16 protein-coding genes are annotated in these 15,096 nt (G+C 67.5%); all 16 read right to left on the bottom strand.

What is annotated here, in order from left to right; translation table 11 throughout:
• Window positions 1-3: 3 nt before the first annotated feature.
• A complete protein-coding gene (gene rplW, locus AB0O65_RS11505) occupies window positions 4-324 on the bottom strand; it encodes a 50S ribosomal protein L23 (RefSeq protein ID WP_071640284.1) in 321 nt (106 codons plus the stop codon).
• Entirely contained in the window at window positions 321-986 is a 666-nt protein-coding gene (gene rplD / locus AB0O65_RS11500) for a 50S ribosomal protein L4 (RefSeq protein ID WP_363385262.1), read from the bottom strand. The genes rplW and rplD overlap by 4 nt, the downstream gene beginning before the upstream one ends.
• A gap of 4 nt (window positions 987-990) precedes the next feature.
• On the bottom strand, window positions 991-1,650 hold the full coding sequence (gene rplC, locus AB0O65_RS11495; protein WP_071640288.1) for a 50S ribosomal protein L3: 660 nt from the start codon (window positions 1,648-1,650) through the stop codon (window positions 991-993).
• A gap of 8 nt (window positions 1,651-1,658) precedes the next feature.
• On the bottom strand, window positions 1,659-1,967 hold the full coding sequence (rpsJ, locus tag AB0O65_RS11490) for a 30S ribosomal protein S10 (RefSeq protein WP_017201594.1): 309 nt from the start codon (window positions 1,965-1,967) through the stop codon (window positions 1,659-1,661).
• Window positions 1,968-2,412: 445 nt separating this feature from the next.
• A complete protein-coding gene (gene tuf / locus AB0O65_RS11485; protein ID WP_071640290.1) occupies window positions 2,413-3,606 on the bottom strand; it encodes an elongation factor Tu in 1,194 nt (397 codons plus the stop codon).
• 153 nt (window positions 3,607-3,759) lie between these two features.
• Entirely contained in the window at window positions 3,760-5,874 is a 2,115-nt protein-coding gene (gene fusA / locus AB0O65_RS11480) for an elongation factor G (protein WP_313480104.1), read from the bottom strand.
• A 77-nt stretch (window positions 5,875-5,951) separates the two neighbouring features.
• A complete protein-coding gene (gene rpsG / locus AB0O65_RS11475; protein WP_017201608.1) occupies window positions 5,952-6,422 on the bottom strand; it encodes a 30S ribosomal protein S7 in 471 nt (156 codons plus the stop codon).
• A 5-nt stretch (window positions 6,423-6,427) separates the two neighbouring features.
• The gene (gene rpsL / locus AB0O65_RS11470; RefSeq protein WP_018187369.1) at window positions 6,428-6,796 is read right to left on the bottom strand and encodes a 30S ribosomal protein S12; all 369 of its coding nucleotides are present in this window, start codon (window positions 6,794-6,796) and stop codon (window positions 6,428-6,430) included.
• A 211-nt stretch (window positions 6,797-7,007) separates the two neighbouring features.
• Window positions 7,008-7,655 (bottom strand): spermidine/putrescine ABC transporter substrate-binding protein, encoded by a 648-nt coding sequence (locus tag AB0O65_RS11465; RefSeq protein WP_071640295.1) that lies wholly within the window; start codon window positions 7,653-7,655, stop codon window positions 7,008-7,010.
• A gap of 65 nt (window positions 7,656-7,720) precedes the next feature.
• Window positions 7,721-8,212: a hypothetical protein gene (locus tag AB0O65_RS11460; RefSeq protein ID WP_071640297.1), complete on the bottom strand. Its 492-nt coding sequence runs from the start codon at window positions 8,210-8,212 to the stop codon at window positions 7,721-7,723.
• A gap of 15 nt (window positions 8,213-8,227) precedes the next feature.
• Window positions 8,228-9,328, bottom strand: coding sequence for an ABC transporter (locus AB0O65_RS11455; protein ID WP_363385256.1), 1,101 nt, complete (start codon window positions 9,326-9,328; stop codon window positions 8,228-8,230).
• Between the two features lie 130 nt (window positions 9,329-9,458).
• Window positions 9,459-9,617: a hypothetical protein gene (locus AB0O65_RS11450; RefSeq protein ID WP_177243762.1), complete on the bottom strand. Its 159-nt coding sequence runs from the start codon at window positions 9,615-9,617 to the stop codon at window positions 9,459-9,461.
• Between the two features lie 73 nt (window positions 9,618-9,690).
• Window positions 9,691-10,476: a hypothetical protein gene (locus AB0O65_RS11445; protein ID WP_071640301.1), complete on the bottom strand. Its 786-nt coding sequence runs from the start codon at window positions 10,474-10,476 to the stop codon at window positions 9,691-9,693.
• Window positions 10,473-12,392, bottom strand: a complete 1,920-nt coding sequence (locus AB0O65_RS11440) for a glycoside hydrolase family 13 protein (RefSeq protein WP_363385253.1) — start codon at window positions 12,390-12,392, stop codon at window positions 10,473-10,475. Before AB0O65_RS11440 ends, AB0O65_RS11445 begins: the two co-directional genes overlap by 4 nt.
• Before the next feature lie 134 nt (window positions 12,393-12,526).
• Complete coding sequence (locus tag AB0O65_RS11435; RefSeq protein ID WP_313480103.1) at window positions 12,527-13,471, bottom strand: sugar ABC transporter permease; 945 nt, start codon at window positions 13,469-13,471, stop codon at window positions 12,527-12,529.
• Window position 13,472: 1 nt separating this feature from the next.
• On the bottom strand, window positions 13,473-15,089 hold the full coding sequence (locus tag AB0O65_RS11430; protein ID WP_071640307.1) for an ABC transporter permease subunit: 1,617 nt from the start codon (window positions 15,087-15,089) through the stop codon (window positions 13,473-13,475).
• Window positions 15,090-15,096 lie beyond the last annotated feature (7 nt).

Here is a 15,096-nt window from a genome sequence, read left to right as displayed (position 1 = left end):
CGGTCAGCCGACTGCCGTGAAGATGTCGATGGAACCCGACTTCAGAGCCACGATCGCGCGCTTGGTGTCCTTGCGCTTGCCGGTGCCGAAGCGGGTGCGGCGGGCCTTGCCGACGCGGTTGATCGTGTTGACCGAGGCCACCTTGACGCCGAAGATCTTCTCGATGGCGAGCTTGATCTCGGTCTTCGAGGCGCGCGGGTCGACGAGGAAGGTGTACTTGCCCTCGTCGATCAGGCTGTAGCTCTTCTCGGACACGACCGGTCCGAGAATGATGTCGCGCGGGTCCTTGTTCAGGGCCGTGGCGAGAACGTTCTGCTCGGTCATGCCGAGACCTCCTCTGCGGTCGCGCCCGTCTTCGAGGCGATGAAGCCCTCGAGTGCGGCCTTGGTGAAGACGATGTCGTCGGAGACGACGACGTCGTAGGCGTTCAGCTGGTCGAAGCTGATCAGGTGAACGTTCGCGAGGTTGCGCACGCTCTTCGTGGTCAGCTCGTCGGAGCGCTCGATGACGACCAGCACGTTCTTCGACGGAGCGACGGAGGCCAGCAGGCCGGCCGCAGCCTTGGTCGAAGGAGTGCTGTCGGCGACGAAGGCCTCGACCGCGTGCAGACGCTCGCCGCGCAGACGGTCGCTCAGCGCGCCACGGAGGGCGGCGGCGATCATCTTCTTGGGGGTGCGCTGCGAGTAGTCACGCGGCTGCGGGCCGTGGACCGTGCCACCACCGCGGTGCTGCGGCATGCGGATCGAGCCCTGACGGGCGTTACCCGTGCCCTTCTGCTTGAAGGGCTTGCTGCCGGAGCCGGACACGTCGCCACGAGTCTTCGTGGCGTGGGTGCCCTGACGCGCGGCGGCGAGCTGCGCGACGACGACCTGGTGGATCAGCGGGACGTTGGTCTCGACGTCGAAGATCGAGGCGGGCAGCTCGACAGAGCCGGCCTTCTTGCCGTCGACCGACAGGACGTCGATTGACAGAGTGGAGTCAGCCATGAGATCAGGCACCCTTCACTGCGTTGCGGACGTACACGATACGACCACGCGCACCGGGGACGGCGCCCTTGACGAGCATGAGTCCCTTCTCGGCGTCGATGGCGTGCACCGTGAGGTTGAGGACGGTCACGCGCTCGCCACCCATGCGGCCGGCCATGCGCATGCCCTTGAACACGCGGCTCGGGGTCGACGAGGCGCCGATCGAGCCGGGCTTGCGGTGGTTGCGGTGCGCACCGTGGGAGGCCGAGACGCCGGCGAAGTTGTGACGCTTCATGACACCGGCGGTGCCCTTGCCCTTGCTGGTGCCGACGACGTCGACCAGCTGGCCTGCCTCGAACACGCCGTCGAGCGTGAGCTCCTGGCCGAGCGAGTAGTCAGCGGCATCCGCGGTGCGGATCTCGGTGACGTGGCGACGCGGGGTGACACCGGCTGCCTCGAAGTGGGCGGTCAGCGGCTTGTTGACCTTGCGGGGGTCGATCTGGCCGTAGGCGATCTGGATGGCGTTGTAGCCGTCCTTCTCGGGGGTGCGAACCTGGGTGACCACGTTCGGAGCCAGCTCGATGACGGTCACGGGGATGAGCTTCCCGTTCTCGTTCCACACCTGGGTCATGCCGAGCTTCGTGCCGAGCATGCCCTTGGAAATCTTTGCGTTGATGTCAACCATGGCGGACCTCAGAGCTTGATCTCGATGTTGACATCGGCGGGCAGGTCGAGACGCATCAGCGAGTCGACAGCCTTCGGCGTCGGGTCGACGATGTCGATCAGACGCTTGTGGGTGCGCATCTCGAAGTGCTCGCGGCTGTCCTTGTACTTGTGGGGCGACCGGATGACGCACACGACGTTCTTCTCGGTCGGAAGCGGCACGGGGCCGACGACGGTCGCGCCCGCACGGGTCACGGTGTCGACGATCTTTCGTGCCGACGTGTCGATGACCTCGTGGTCATACGACTTCAGGCGAATGCGGATCTTCTGTCCCGCCATTGTCTGCTCTCTCTCTATAGGCGTCGTACCATCCGGGACCGGGTGACCCTGGGGCATTGGACGCTCGATGGCGCTGATCGCGCCTTCGGCACTTGCGCACCGCTGTTCTCTTTTCACCATGAAGACGCCAGCATCGGATGCTCGCGTCTTCGAGTGGGATTCGCACGTCGTCTCGGGCATCGCCCTCGCTCAGTGCACGTTCTGCTGTCCGCGGCCTAGAACCCTGCAGCATCCTTGGGATGTCGCCGTCTATGCACTGTCGTGACAGTGATTCCGCGCATCATGAAGCGCGCAGAAATGTGGAACTTGACTATTCTGCCACGCGGATTCCGGCACCGCAAACCCGGGCGTGTCGCGCATGATCCCGCGGCTCAGGCCCCGCGCCGCGGACACGCGAAGAGGGGCCGGACCCGAAGGTCCGACCCCTCTTCCGAGAAGCAGATGCTTACGCGAGCACCTTCGTCACCGTGCCGGCGCCGACGGTGCGGCCACCCTCACGGATCGCGAAGCCGAGGCCCTCTTCCATGGCGATGGGCTGGATGAGGTCCACCTTCATGTCGGTGGTGTCACCGGGCATGACCATCTCGGTGCCCTCGGGCAGCGTGATGACGCCGGTGACGTCGGTGGTGCGGAAGTAGAACTGCGGGCGGTAGTTCGTGTAGAAGGGGTTGTGACGGCCACCCTCGTCCTTCGACAGGATGTACGCGGTGCCCTCGAACTCCGTGTGCGGGGTGATCGAGCCCGGCTTCACGACGACCTGGCCGCGCTCGACGTCCTCGCGCTTGGTGCCGCGGAGCAGCAGACCGCAGTTCTCGCCGGCCCAGGCCTCGTCGAGCTGCTTGTGGAACATCTCGATACCGGTGACCGTGGTCTTCTGCGTCGGGCGGATGCCGACGATCTCGACCTCGGAGTTGATCGCGAGGGTGCCGCGCTCGGCGCGGCCCGTGACGACCGTTCCACGACCGGTAATCGTGAAGACGTCCTCGATCGGCATGAGGAACGGCTTGTCGCGGTCACGCTCGGGGTCCGGGATGGCGTCGTCAGCGGCCTGCATGAGCTCGAGGATCGAGTCGACCCACTTCTCTTCGCCGTTGAGGGCGCCGAGAGCCGAGACCTTGATGACGGGAGCGTCGTCGCCGGGGAAGCCCTGCGACGAGAGCAGCTCGCGAACCTCGAGCTCGACGAGCTCCAGGATCTCCTCGTCGTCGACCATGTCCGACTTGTTCAGCGCGACCATCAGGTACGGCACGCCGACCTGTTTGGCGAGCAGAACGTGCTCGCGGGTCTGAGCCATCGGGCCGTCGGTGGCGGCGACCACGAGGATCGCGCCGTCCATCTGAGCAGCACCGGTGATCATGTTCTTGACGTAGTCGGCGTGGCCGGGGGCGTCGACGTGCGCGTAGTGACGCTTCGGGGTCTCGTACTCGATGTGCGAGATGTTGATGGTGATGCCGCGCTGACGCTCCTCGGGAGCCGAGTCGATCGAGGCGAAGTCACGCTGGACGTTGGTGTCCGACGGGTACTTGTCGGCGAGCACCTTCGAGATCGCGGCAGACAGGGTGGTCTTGCCGTGGTCGACGTGACCGATCGTTCCGATGTTGACGTGCGGCTTGGTCCGCTCGAACTTGGCCTTGGCCACTGGGTCCTCCTCAGGACGTTCGTGTAGAGATCGCCGGGCACTGGATTGTGACCGGCTCCCTACGGATTTCGGTTTCTCAGTTTAGTAGAGAGTGAATGTGAAGTTGTGGGGTACCGGATGCCAGGGCCGAGACCCCGGCATCCGGTGAAGGGCTTACTCGCCCTTGGCCTTCTGGACGATCTCATCCGCGACGGCGCGCGGAACCTCAGCGTAGCTGTCGAACTCCATGGAGTAGACGGCGCGGCCGGAGGTCTTCGAGCGCAGGTCGCCGATGTAGCCGAACATCTCGGACAGCGGCACCGAAGCGCGCACCACCTTGACGCCCTGTGCGTCCTCCATCGACTGGATCTGCCCGCGGCGCGAGTTCAGGTCGCCGATGACGTCGCCCATGTACTCCTCCGGAGTACGGACCTCGACGGCCATCAGCGGCTCGAGCAGCACCGGGTTGGCGCGACGTGCGGCCTCCTTGAAGCCCATCGAGCCGGCGATCTTGAACGCCATCTCCGAGGAGTCGACGTCGTGAGCGGCACCGTCGACGATGGTCGCCTTGACGCCCACCATCGGGTAGCCCGCCAGCACGCCGACGTTCATCGCGTCCTGGAAACCGGCATCGATCGAGCCGATGTACTCGCGCGGGATGCGACCGCCGGTGACGGCGTTGACGAACTCGTACGTCTTGTCGCCGTCGAGGTCGAGCGGCTCGATGTTGAACTGGATCTTCGCGAACTGGCCCGATCCACCCGTCTGCTTCTTGTGGGTGTAGTCGTGCTTCTCGACGGTCTTCTTGATCGTCTCGCGGTAGGCCACCTGGGGCTTTCCGACGTTCGCCTCGACGCGGAACTCGCGCTTCATGCGGTCGACGAGGATGTCGAGGTGCAGCTCGCCCATGCCCTTGATGGTCGTCTGACCGGTCTCGGGGTTGAGCTCGGTGCGGAACGTCGGGTCCTCCTCAGCGAGCTTCTGGATCGCGAGACCCAGCTTCTCCTGGTCGGCCTTCGTCTTCGGCTCGATGGCGACCTCGATGACCGGCTCCGGGAACGTCATCGACTCGAGCACGACCGGGGCGGCCGGGTCGGCGAGGGTGTCACCGGTGGTGGTGTCCTTCAGGCCGATGACGGCGTAGATGTTGCCCGCGGTGAGCGAGTCGACCGGGTTCTCCTTGTTGGCGTGCATCTGGAAGATCTTTCCGATGCGCTCCTTCTTGCCCTTGGTCGAGTTGACCACGGCAGAGCCCGAGTCGAGGTGACCCGAGTACACGCGCACGTAGGTCAGGCGACCGAAGAACGGGTGCACGGCGACCTTGAAGGCCAGGGCCGAGAACGGGTCGTTGGCGTCGGGGTGACGCTCGATGACCTTCTCCTCGTCCTTCGGGTCGTGCGCCTCGATGGCACCGACGTCGAGGGGGTTCGGGAGGTAGTCGACGACAGCGTCCAGCATCGGCTGCACGCCGCGGTTCTTGAACGCCGAGCCGCAGAGCACCGGGTAGATCTCGTTCGCGACGACCATCTTGCGGATCGCGCCCTTGATCTCGGCGATCGAGAGCTCCTCGCCGCCGAAGAACTTCTCGAGCAGCGCGTCGTCGGTCTCGGCGACGGTCTCGAGCAGGTGCTGGCGGTACTCCTCGGCCTTCTCCTGAAGGTCGGCGGGGATCTCCTGCACCTCGTACGAGGCGCCCATGGTCACGTCACCCTTGGAGTCACCGGGCCACACGAGCGCGCGCATCTCGATGAGGTCGACGACACCGATGAAGTCGCTCTCGGAGCCGATCGGAAGCTGCAGCACGAGCGGCTTGGCGCCCAGGCGGTTCACGATCGTGTCGACGGTGTAGTAGAAGTCGGCGCCCAGCTTGTCCATCTTGTTGACGAAGCAGATGCGGGGCACGTCGTACTTGTCGGCCTGACGCCAGACGGTCTCGGACTGGGGCTCGACGCCCTCCTTGCCGTCGAAGACGGCGACAGCGCCGTCGAGCACGCGCAGCGAGCGCTCGACCTCGACGGTGAAGTCCACGTGACCGGGGGTGTCGATGATGTTGATCTGGTTGTTGTTCCAGAAGCAGGTCACGGCGGCAGACGTGATCGTGATGCCGCGCTCCTTCTCCTGCTCCATCCAGTCCGTCGTCGACGCGCCGTCGTGGGTCTCGCCGAGCTTGTGGTTGACACCCGTGTAGAACAGGATGCGCTCGGTCGTGGTGGTCTTGCCGGCATCGATGTGCGCCATGATGCCGATGTTGCGGACCTTGCTCAGGTCGGTGAGCACTTCTTGTGCCACGGGGGTTCCTCCGGGATGGTTCAGGAACGAACAGAGAGTGGGAGCGGATGCCGCGGTGGCGGCATCCGCTCAGCCCTTTACCAGCGGTAGTGGGCGAAGGCGCGGTTCGACTCGGCCATCTTGTGGGTGTCTTCGCGGCGCTTGACCGCGGCACCCAGACCGTTCGACGCGTCGAGGATCTCGTTCTGCAGACGCTCGGTCATCGTCTTCTCACGACGGCCCTTGGCGTAGCTGACCAGCCAGCGCAGCGCGAGGGTGTTCGCACGGTGCGGCTTGACCTCGACGGGAACCTGGTAGGTCGAGCCGCCGACGCGGCGGCTGCGGACCTCGAGGGTGGGGCGCACGTTGTCGAGCGCCTTCTTGAGGGTGGCGACGGCGTCCTGGCCGTTCTTCGCCTCGACACCGCGGAGGGCGCCGTAGACGATGGACTCGGCGAGCGACTTCTTGCCGTCGACGAGGATCTTGTTCACCAGCGAGGTGACGATCGGGGCGCCGTAGACCGGGTCGTTGACGACGGGGCGCTTGGGTGCGGGACCTTTACGAGGCATCTGACTCAGCCCTTCTTCGCGCCGTAGCGGGAACGAGCCTGCTTACGGTTCTTGACTGCCTGGGTGTCGAGCGCACCGCGGACGATCTTGTAGCGGACACCGGGGAGGTCCTTCACACGACCACCGCGGACGAGCACCAGCGAGTGCTCCTGGAGGTTGTGGCCCTCACCGGGGATGTAGGCGGTCACCTCGGTGCCGTTGCGCAGCTTCACACGAGCGACCTTGCGCATCGCCGAGTTCGGCTTCTTCGGGGTGGTGGTGTACACGCGGGTGCACACGCCGGCCTGCTGCGGGTTCGCCTTCAGGGCGGGCGCCTTGGTCTTGGTGACCTTGGGCGAGCGTCCCTTGCGAACCAACTGCTGAATAGTTGGCACGTTCTCTCCTCATAGTGCTGCACGGTGACAGCGTGATGGGTTTCACATCATGACCCACCGGCTCGACAGAGAAGTCGGGCTTTTGGTGTGATGGGTATGCCGTGGGGGCGAACCGACGGTGCCGGCGCCCTGCGTGCGCACAGTGATGCACACACCCGATCAAGTGTACGCGCCACGGGCGGCGGCGGTCAAATGAGCACCGGATGCTGTGCTACGGCGTGTCCGGGTCGAAGGGCGAGTCCAGTGCTTCGCTGAGCTCGGCCAGCATCGCCTCGATCTGCGGCTCGACGTACTGCGAGATCGCCGCCTGCACGTGCAGTCGGTGCCGCAGCAGCAGGCCGCAGATCTCTCGTCCGACCATGTTGGCGTACTCGTCAGCGAGCGCGACTTCCTGACGCAGCGCGGCCTTGGCCTCGTCGGAGAGCGGGGGCAGAGGCGGCAGCTGGGCAGCCGCCTCGTCGGCCAGGCCCGCGACGGTGAACAGGAACGGCGCGCCCGGAACGGGGTCGGGATCGAGCGGCATCCCCTCGTACTCGGGATCGAGACCGTCGGCCGGCCGGTAGGCGCGCGACCGGTTCCTCGCCGCCTGGTGGTCGAGCTCGGCCTGGAGCATCGGCAGGTTGCGCGCGGTGTACTCGGCGACGGCCTGGTCGACGATCGACTTGATCCGCGTCGAGAGCCCGTGCTGCACCCCGTGCGGCACGTTGCCGCCGATGCCGACGGCGGAGAGCACGGGAGAGCCGAGGCAGCGACGACAGGGCGCCACCCGGCCCCGGTGCGTGGCCGGAGCCCAGCGCGGCACCCAGCGCAGCCAGGCCTCGACGGCCTGGTCGACGAGGGATTCCAGCGACCTCTCCACGAATACAGAGTAGGGCCGGGATGCCCTCCAGGCGCGCTTTCCTGCCAGTGGCGGCGCGTCCGCCGTCACTCGTCGTCGTCGCGCTCCCACGGCCACCGCGGCGTGCCCGACCGCGAGCGGCGCAGCGCCACGGCGATCCATCCGGCGATCAGCGCGGCGACGATGATGACGACGCTGGAGCCGCGGACGACGATCTGCGATGCGGCTGCCGACGCGTGCGCGAGTCCGGAGCCCCCGGCCATGGCCGACAGCCAGACTGCCGCGAGATGCGCGAGCGCCGTGGCCAGCGCCACGAGGACCATCGCGCCGTAGGGCGGAAGCCGCCTTCGCAGCAGCGGTGCCAGCAGCAGCGCGAAGACGGCGATCGCGACCGCCATGCCCGCCACTCCCGGCCAGAGGGTGAGTCCCTCGACGGAGATGATGTCGACGTCGGCGAAGTACGACAGCATCCCCAGTCCGGGAATGGCGAAGGCGGCGAAGCAGACCCCGCCCACCACCCCGGCGAGAAACGCAGAGACCCCCTCCGGCACGGGGCCGCGGGGGTCTCTGAGGCTCATGCCGTCAGACTACGCTCATCGCAGTGCGGCAGGACCCGCTTCGAGCGTGCGCTCGTACTCCGCCTGCGCCTCGGCGTTGAGCGCCTTCTTCTTGGCTCCGCTGCGGGCGACCCAGGCGCCGAACCAGATCGTCAGCTCACGGGCGAAGATGAACGAGGCGATGGCCAGCGGTGCGAGCAGCTGCTCGTTCACCAGCTGGACCGACTCGGTGGCGGTGACACGCCAGAACGGCGCCTGGAAGAGCTGGCCGAGGATGTATCCGCCGTAGGTCGCGATGGCCACGAACAGGCCGAAGATGACCCACGTGCCCCAGCGAGCACGGTTGACGAAGGCGCCCAGCAGCCAGAACGACAGGAAGAACACGACGACCGGAACCCAGAACGACCACGTCATCAGCGTCTCGAGCGCGGCGGTGCCGACGTTCTCGAGGGTGACGTCGCCGCCCAGTGCGCCGAAGCCGAGGATCGCGGCGAGGTAGAGGATGGCGAAGGCGACCGTCGCCACCAGGCCGATGGCGCCGGCGGCGCCGCGGTTGCCCAGCTCGCGGGGCGGCTCGGGGGCCTGCACGAAGATCGGCTGCGGCGCCGCAGGGGGCGCCACCGGCTCGGCGGGCACGACCTGGGTCTCGGCGGCGGATGGGGAGTGGGGCGCATAGGCCGTATCGGCGACCGTCGGGTGGTGCTCGCGGTCGGCGTGGGTCGCGCCGTGCGCATCGGCGTCTGCGGACGCGGTGCCGGACACGGCGTGGTCTGCCGACGCCTCGCGGTGGGAATCGACGCGGTCGGCATCGGCGGCTGCGGCCTCAGCAGCGGCAGCATCGGCCACGTCTGCACGGCGGTCGGCGTCGGCTCGGGCATCGGCATCGGCATGGCGGTCGCGGTCGGCGTCGATGTGGCGGTCGGCGTCGGCCGGCTCGGATGCGCCGAAGGTACCCGGGTAGTCGCGCTCAGCAGCCGCGAACGCCTCCATGTCGGGGTCGGCGGGCTTCGCCTCGGCAGCCGGGTTCGACGCGTCCGCGCGAGCAGCGGCGGCGGCGTCGAGTCCCTCGTTGGCACGGCCGACGACGTCGTCCACGTCGTGGTGCTGCTCGTTCTTGGGAACTTCGGGGTCGCTCATGTGGTCGCCTCTCGTGATAGATGCACACCGAGGCTAGCGCCGCGCGTGATCCGCACGGCGCAGGCGTGCCGATGTGTCCCGGATATCGGGCGGCCGCCGTCTCAGGACTGACGCTGTCTCGGGCCTGTCGCTATCTCGGCACAGTCCCGTCGAGCAGCTGGCCGACCACGAACAGCAGCCCGGGGCCAGCCGGAAGCGACAGCCAGAGCAGAGCGGTCACGACACCTGCGCACAGCGCGCCGACGATCCAGCTGATCGCCAGATTGCGCCCTCCGACCCGTGCTGCCATATGCACACCGTACGCCCGGCACTCGCCCTGCTTCGGGACCCTCGGGTCGTGTCGCCGTCCGCTCCCCGCTGTCCTACTCCCAGCCGAGCCTCGCCGCCACGGCATCCGCCGCCGCGCTGGGGAACTGCGGCCAGCCGGGTTCGAGACGGCGCAGCATCCCGAACAGAGTCCTGGCCGCGTCCTCCTCGGGCGCGGCGAGCGCGTCCGCGATCTCGGCGGCCCAGTCCGGGAAGTCGTGCTCGAACCGCCGCACCGGGTCGATCGCGTCGCGCAGCGCGGTGGATCGCCCCGATTCGCGCCCTCGGATGGTTCGCACGAGCATCTGCACGGCCCATTGCCGGATGAACGACCCGCCGTTCAATCGCTCGCCGCGGCGCACCCGCCCGACCCCGATCAGCAGCTTCACGAGGACGATTCGCGCGTCGTTGGCCGGGTCGAACCGGTCGAGATCGTCCGCGCGGCGGCGCGCGGCGTCGAGCAGCATCGCCGTGGTGCCCGCCGCGTCGTCGACCACCACCGTCGCGTCGCCCGCGACAGCCCCGCCGAGTTCCGTGGCCTCGGAGAGCGCGAACTCGAACACGTGCCCGTCGTCGTACACGGCGACGAAGCCGATCTCGCCCTCCCGGGCGGTCAGCACGATCCGCTCCCGGTCCGGCAGCCAGGACAGGTCAGGCCGGACCTCGTGCCCGCGGCCCTGCTCGATGAGGGCGAAGAAGTCGTGATCCGACCACTCGTCGCGCCGGAACCGGGCCTGCTCGGAGGCCGATCCCAGCATCACCAGTCCGATCAGATCGTCGTGTCGCCGGACCCCGTCGGCGAGTCCGGCGCTGAGCGCCTCGAACCGCTCCGGTGCGGTCACGCGCGCGCCTCGCTCCGGTCAGCACCACGCGACGCGGCCGGCACGGCCACTCCGGGCAGTGCCCAGGCGGCGAAGGCGGGGCCATCCGCGGCGAGCGCCACTCCGTCATGCGTCACGGCCAGCGCCGCATCGCCGTACCGCCTCTCGGCCGACGACGCCCCCGCAACCGCGCCGGGAGCCAGCACGAGGTTTGCCCCGCCGCGGGTCGCCAGCACCAGCACGCTCTCGTCCTCACCCTCTCGCACGAACACGACGGTCTCGTCATCGACATGCAGCCAGCGCATTCCGCCGTCGCCGAGCACGGGGTGCGCGCGGCGCAGTCCCACCAGCGCCTGATAGGTCCTGAGCGTCTCAGCGGGAAGGGGATCGTCCTGCCGCGACCATGGCATCGGCGTGCGGCTGACCTCGCCGTCGGCGCCGGTGAGCCCGAACTCGTCGCCGGCGTAGACGACCGGCAGACCGGGCAGAGTCATCGACAGCCCCACGGCGACCTGCACGCTTCCCGGCGCCGCGTGCGTGGCGAAGCGGCCGGTGTCGTGCGTGTCGAGCGGCTGCATGTTGGCGATCCGGACCCGCCACGGGATGCCGGCCGTGAATCGCGTCACCGCGCCTGCGAACTCCGCTGCCGTGTACGACGGGATGCCGCCGATCGGCTGCCCGAAGAACCACGGCTCGGTGCGCTGCTCCCCCTCCGCCGTCAGATACGGCTCACGAGTCGGCGCGCCCAGCCATCCCCACAGCGGGCGGGTGAACGAGGGATAGGTCATGGCTCCGTGCCATCCGTCGCCCTGCAGGTCGCTGGTGGCATCATTCGTGGATTCGGCGAACAGGACGGCATCCGGGGCGACGCGCAGCATCGTCTCGCGCAGCAGCTGCCGCACCTCGGCGTTGAGATCGATGTCTCCGAGACGCCCGGTCATGTTCGCGACGTCGATGCGCCATCCGTCGATCGAGTAGGGCGGCTTCAGCCACTTCGCGACGACCGAGTCGTCCGCGGTGATGAACCGCTCGCGCAGCGCCGCGGAGGCCCAGTTGAACTTGGGCAGCGTGGGGGTCCCCAGCCACTTCTCGTAGTCGGTGTTGCTCTCGTCGGTGAAGTAGTAGAACGTCTCGGTGGCCGCTCCGGGACTGCCCAGGGCCTCCTGGAACCACTCGTGGCGGTCTCCGGAGTGGTTGCTGGTGAGATCTCCGATCACCCGGATGCCGCGGGCGTGGCACTCCTCGATCAGGCGGATGTACGCGTCATCGCCGCCGAGCAGCGGATCGATCGAGTCGAAGCTCGCGGCGTCGTAGCGGTGGTTGGACCGGGCGGGGAACACCGGCGTCAAATACACGAGGTTCACCCCGAGCGACACCAGGTGGTCGAGGTGCTCGACGATGCCAGGCAGGTCGCCGCCGTAGAACTGCTGCGAGCGTCCGGGAAGCACGGGGTCGACGGGTTCGTTCCACGCGGCGGGGATCGCCCACTCCGGTGCCGGATGCTCATCGGCCTGAGCCGAGCGGGCGAACCGGTCCGGGAAGATCTGGTACATCACAGCCTCCCGCAGCCACGCGGGAGGCGCCGGGTGGGCGACGAGCGCGAAGTCCTCGGCATCCAGCGTCTCGAGTCGGTGGAGGCCGCTCTGGTTCAGCCACTCGACCCGGCCGTCCTCGTGAACCAGGACGAAGCGGTAGCCGTGTCGTCGGTTGCCGACGGTGACGGGCGCCTCCCACCAGTCCCAGCCGTCGCCGGAGCCGATGCGCACGGCATCCGTCCACACCGGCTCGTGATCGGGGTTGGAGCGCGTGCGCACGGCCGTCAGCGGGCCGTATCCGGCAGGGACGCGCAGCCGGACCGTGACGGTCTCTCCGAGCTGCGGTGCGTCGTTCGAGACGTACAGGGGCGAGCCGTCGTGATGAGGAAGCGGAAGCGACATGGGTGGGCCTTTCATGGGTGCGACGGTGCAACCCGTCGGAAGCGACGTGGTTGCACGGCCGGCTGCCATGACAGAGCCCTTGAGTTTTCAGTTCGAGAGGAATTCTCCCACGGGCGCGGCGCCCGCCGCCTGCTCTACTTCACGCTGCCGGCGGTGAGACCGCCGACGATGTACTTTTGCAGCGCGAGGAACAGTGCGACCGGCAGGATCGCGGCGAGCACCGCTCCGGCGGCGAACACGCTCCAGTTCTTCGAGAACTCGTCCGCCACGAATCGGTACAGACCGACCGCGAGGGTCTGCTTGTCGGGGTCGATGAGGATGACGCTCGCCAGCACGAACTCACTCGAGGTGCCGATGAAGCTGAGCAGGCCGACGACGGCGAGGATGGGCGCCACCAGGCGCAGGATGATCGTGAAGAAGATGCGGGCGTGACCGGCGCCGTCGATCTTCGCCGCCTCGTCGATGGATGCGGGGACGGTGTTGAAGAACCCGTACATGAGATAGGTGTTCGCGCCGAGTGCGCCACCCAGATAGACCATGATCAGGCCGATCTGCGTGTTCAGCCCGATGGCCGGGAAGATGTCGCTGATCGTCACCATGATCAGGAAGATGGCGACCATCGCCAGCATCTGCGGGAACATCTGCACGACGAGCAGCGAGGTGAGCGTGAAGCGTCGGCCCTTGAAGCGCATCCGCGAGAAGCTGTAGGCCGCCAGCGCTCCCAGCAGCACGGTCAGCACCGAAGTCGTCAGGCCGATGACCAGCGTGTTCATGAACCACGCACCGTACGGCTGCGACGGGTTCTGGAACAGCTGGATGTAGCTTCCGAAGTCCCAGCTGCTGAACAGCGAGTTGGCGGTGAGCAGGGTTCCGCCGGGATTCAGCGAGGCACTGAACACGTACAGCAGCGGGAACAGGGCGAACACGGTGGCGACGATGCCGACCAGGTGGCGCCAGCCCGTCTCGCGGAAGTACTTCCTGAACGGTCGGCGCGGTTCGGGGCTGTCGCCGCGCACGCCGGCTCCGGTGACGATCGCGCTCGTGCTCGTGGACGGCGGGGTGATCTGCGTGGTGCTCATGTCAGTTCAGATCCTCCAGGGCCTTGGTCCGCCGGAAGGCGATGACCGAGATGGTTGCGACGAGGATGAAGATGATGATCGAGAAGGCGCTGGCGAGTCCGTAGTCGGAGGTGGATCCGACGAACGCGACCTTGTACACCATGGTGATCAGGATGTCTGTGGCGCCGACGTTCACCCCGGCGGTGACATCTCGAGGACCGCCGCCGGTCAGCATGTAGATGAGGCTGAAGTTGTTGAAGTTGAACGCGAACGACGAGATCAGCAGCGGGGCGACCGCGACCAGGAGCAGCGGCAGCTTGATGGAGCGGAAGATCTGCCAGGCGCTCGCTCCGTCGACGCGTGCGGCCTCCTGCACGTCATCCGGGATCGACTGCAGCGCTCCCGTGCAGATCAGGAACATGTAGGGGAAGCCCAGCCACAGGTTGACGAGGATGATGCTGGCCTTCGCCAGCCACTCGTTCGTGAGCCACGGGATGTCGGCGCCGCCGAACACCACCACGTTCAGGAACCCGAACTCCTGGTTCATCATGCCGGCCCAGACGAGCGCGGACAGGAAACCGGGGAAGGCGTAGGGCAGGATCATCAGCACCCGGTAGTACTTCTTCGACTTCATGCGCGGGTCGTTGAACACGATCGCGAGGAAGAGGCCGAGCGCGAAGCACGTGAGCACCGACAGGATGGCGAAGGCGAAGGTCCACACGAGCACCTGCAGGAAAGGCCCGCGGATGGACTGCTCTGCGAATGCGCGCGCGAAGTTGTCGAAGCCGACGTTGATCTGCCATCCGGGCGTGAGCTCGGTGCCGTCATCCGCCGTGAATGCGCCTGTGCCGATGTCGCGATAGACGACCCCGCTGCTCGTGTCGGTCATCGTGCCGACGTTCTCGTCGTAGACGAGCCTGGAGGTGTAGACATAGGCCGACGAGCCGTCCGGCGTGCGCAGCACGCCGTCATTGGGGTCGTCGCTGAGCGGAACCGCCATGTCTGCGATCTGCTCCTGCTTCGCGACGATGTCGCCGAACTTCAGGGTGGTGTAGCCGGCGACGCCGACGGCCTCGCCGCCGTCCATCTCGGCTCCGGAGACCTCTTCGAGCGGGCGGTCCTGACCGCCGATGCTCACGTCGCCGTCGGGGTCTGTGACGAGGAACGACAGCTCGCCCAGCTGGTCGAGAACGGTGAGCCGGTAGGCCGGCGAATCGGGCACCCGCTCCTGCGCCGACAGCATGAGAGCGTTGACGGCGCTGTCCTTATCGGAGTTGTGGCCGGTGCCGTAGTTCGTGAATGCGACGTAGCCGGTGTAGAGGGCGGCGAAGACCTGGAAGATGAAGAGGAACACCAGGCCGGGCATCAGATACTTGCCCGGGAGGCGCCCGCGCCCCATGTACACCCAGACGGCGAGCAGCGCCGCCGCGACCACGACGACGGCGGGCACCCACAGGTCGGTGCGCAGGAGCACGAAGGCGGCGAAGACCGCGAGGGCGAGGATCAGTCCGAGCAGGACGATCTTCATGAGCACCAGCCCCCAGCCGCCGGCGGCGGCCTCGGCGATGCGGGCGGCGCGGCGCTGGCGCGCCGTCCGGGGAGCGACGACCCCGTGCTCGGGGTCCTGGGTGATCGTCATAATCCGT

Origin of the sequence: Microbacterium sp. NPDC077391 (assembly GCF_040686955.1) — a bacterium.
GTDB lineage: Bacteria > Actinomycetota > Actinomycetes > Actinomycetales > Microbacteriaceae > Microbacterium > Microbacterium commune.
Note: the sequence above shows the minus strand (reverse complement) of the source record. Positions and strands in the feature narration are given on the sequence as shown.

Bases quoted from the DNA above. Each gene is read 5' to 3' on its own strand.
- rplD (WP_363385262.1), bottom strand. From the start codon at position 986: ATGGCTGACTCCACTCTGTCAATCGACGTCCTGTCGGTCGACGGCAAG.
- AB0O65_RS11450 (WP_177243762.1), bottom strand. From the start codon at position 9,617: ATGGCAGCACGGGTCGGAGGGCGCAATCTGGCGATCAGCTGGATCGTC.
- rplC (WP_071640288.1), bottom strand. From the start codon at position 1,650: ATGGTTGACATCAACGCAAAGATTTCCAAGGGCATGCTCGGCACGAAG.
- rpsJ (WP_017201594.1), bottom strand. From the start codon at position 1,967: ATGGCGGGACAGAAGATCCGCATTCGCCTGAAGTCGTATGACCACGAG.
- AB0O65_RS11435 (WP_313480103.1), bottom strand. From the start codon at position 13,471: ATGAGCACCACGCAGATCACCCCGCCGTCCACGAGCACGAGCGCGATC.
- AB0O65_RS11440 (WP_363385253.1), bottom strand. From the start codon at position 12,392: ATGTCGCTTCCGCTTCCTCATCACGACGGCTCGCCCCTGTACGTCTCG.
- AB0O65_RS11460 (WP_071640297.1), bottom strand. From the start codon at position 8,212: ATGAGCCTCAGAGACCCCCGCGGCCCCGTGCCGGAGGGGGTCTCTGCG.
- rplW (WP_071640284.1), bottom strand. From the start codon at position 324: ATGACCGAGCAGAACGTTCTCGCCACGGCCCTGAACAAGGACCCGCGC.
- rpsG (WP_017201608.1), bottom strand. From the start codon at position 6,422: ATGCCTCGTAAAGGTCCCGCACCCAAGCGCCCCGTCGTCAACGACCCG.
- AB0O65_RS11430 (WP_071640307.1), bottom strand. From the start codon at position 15,089: ATGACGATCACCCAGGACCCCGAGCACGGGGTCGTCGCTCCCCGGACG.
- AB0O65_RS11455 (WP_363385256.1), bottom strand. From the start codon at position 9,328: ATGAGCGACCCCGAAGTTCCCAAGAACGAGCAGCACCACGACGTGGAC.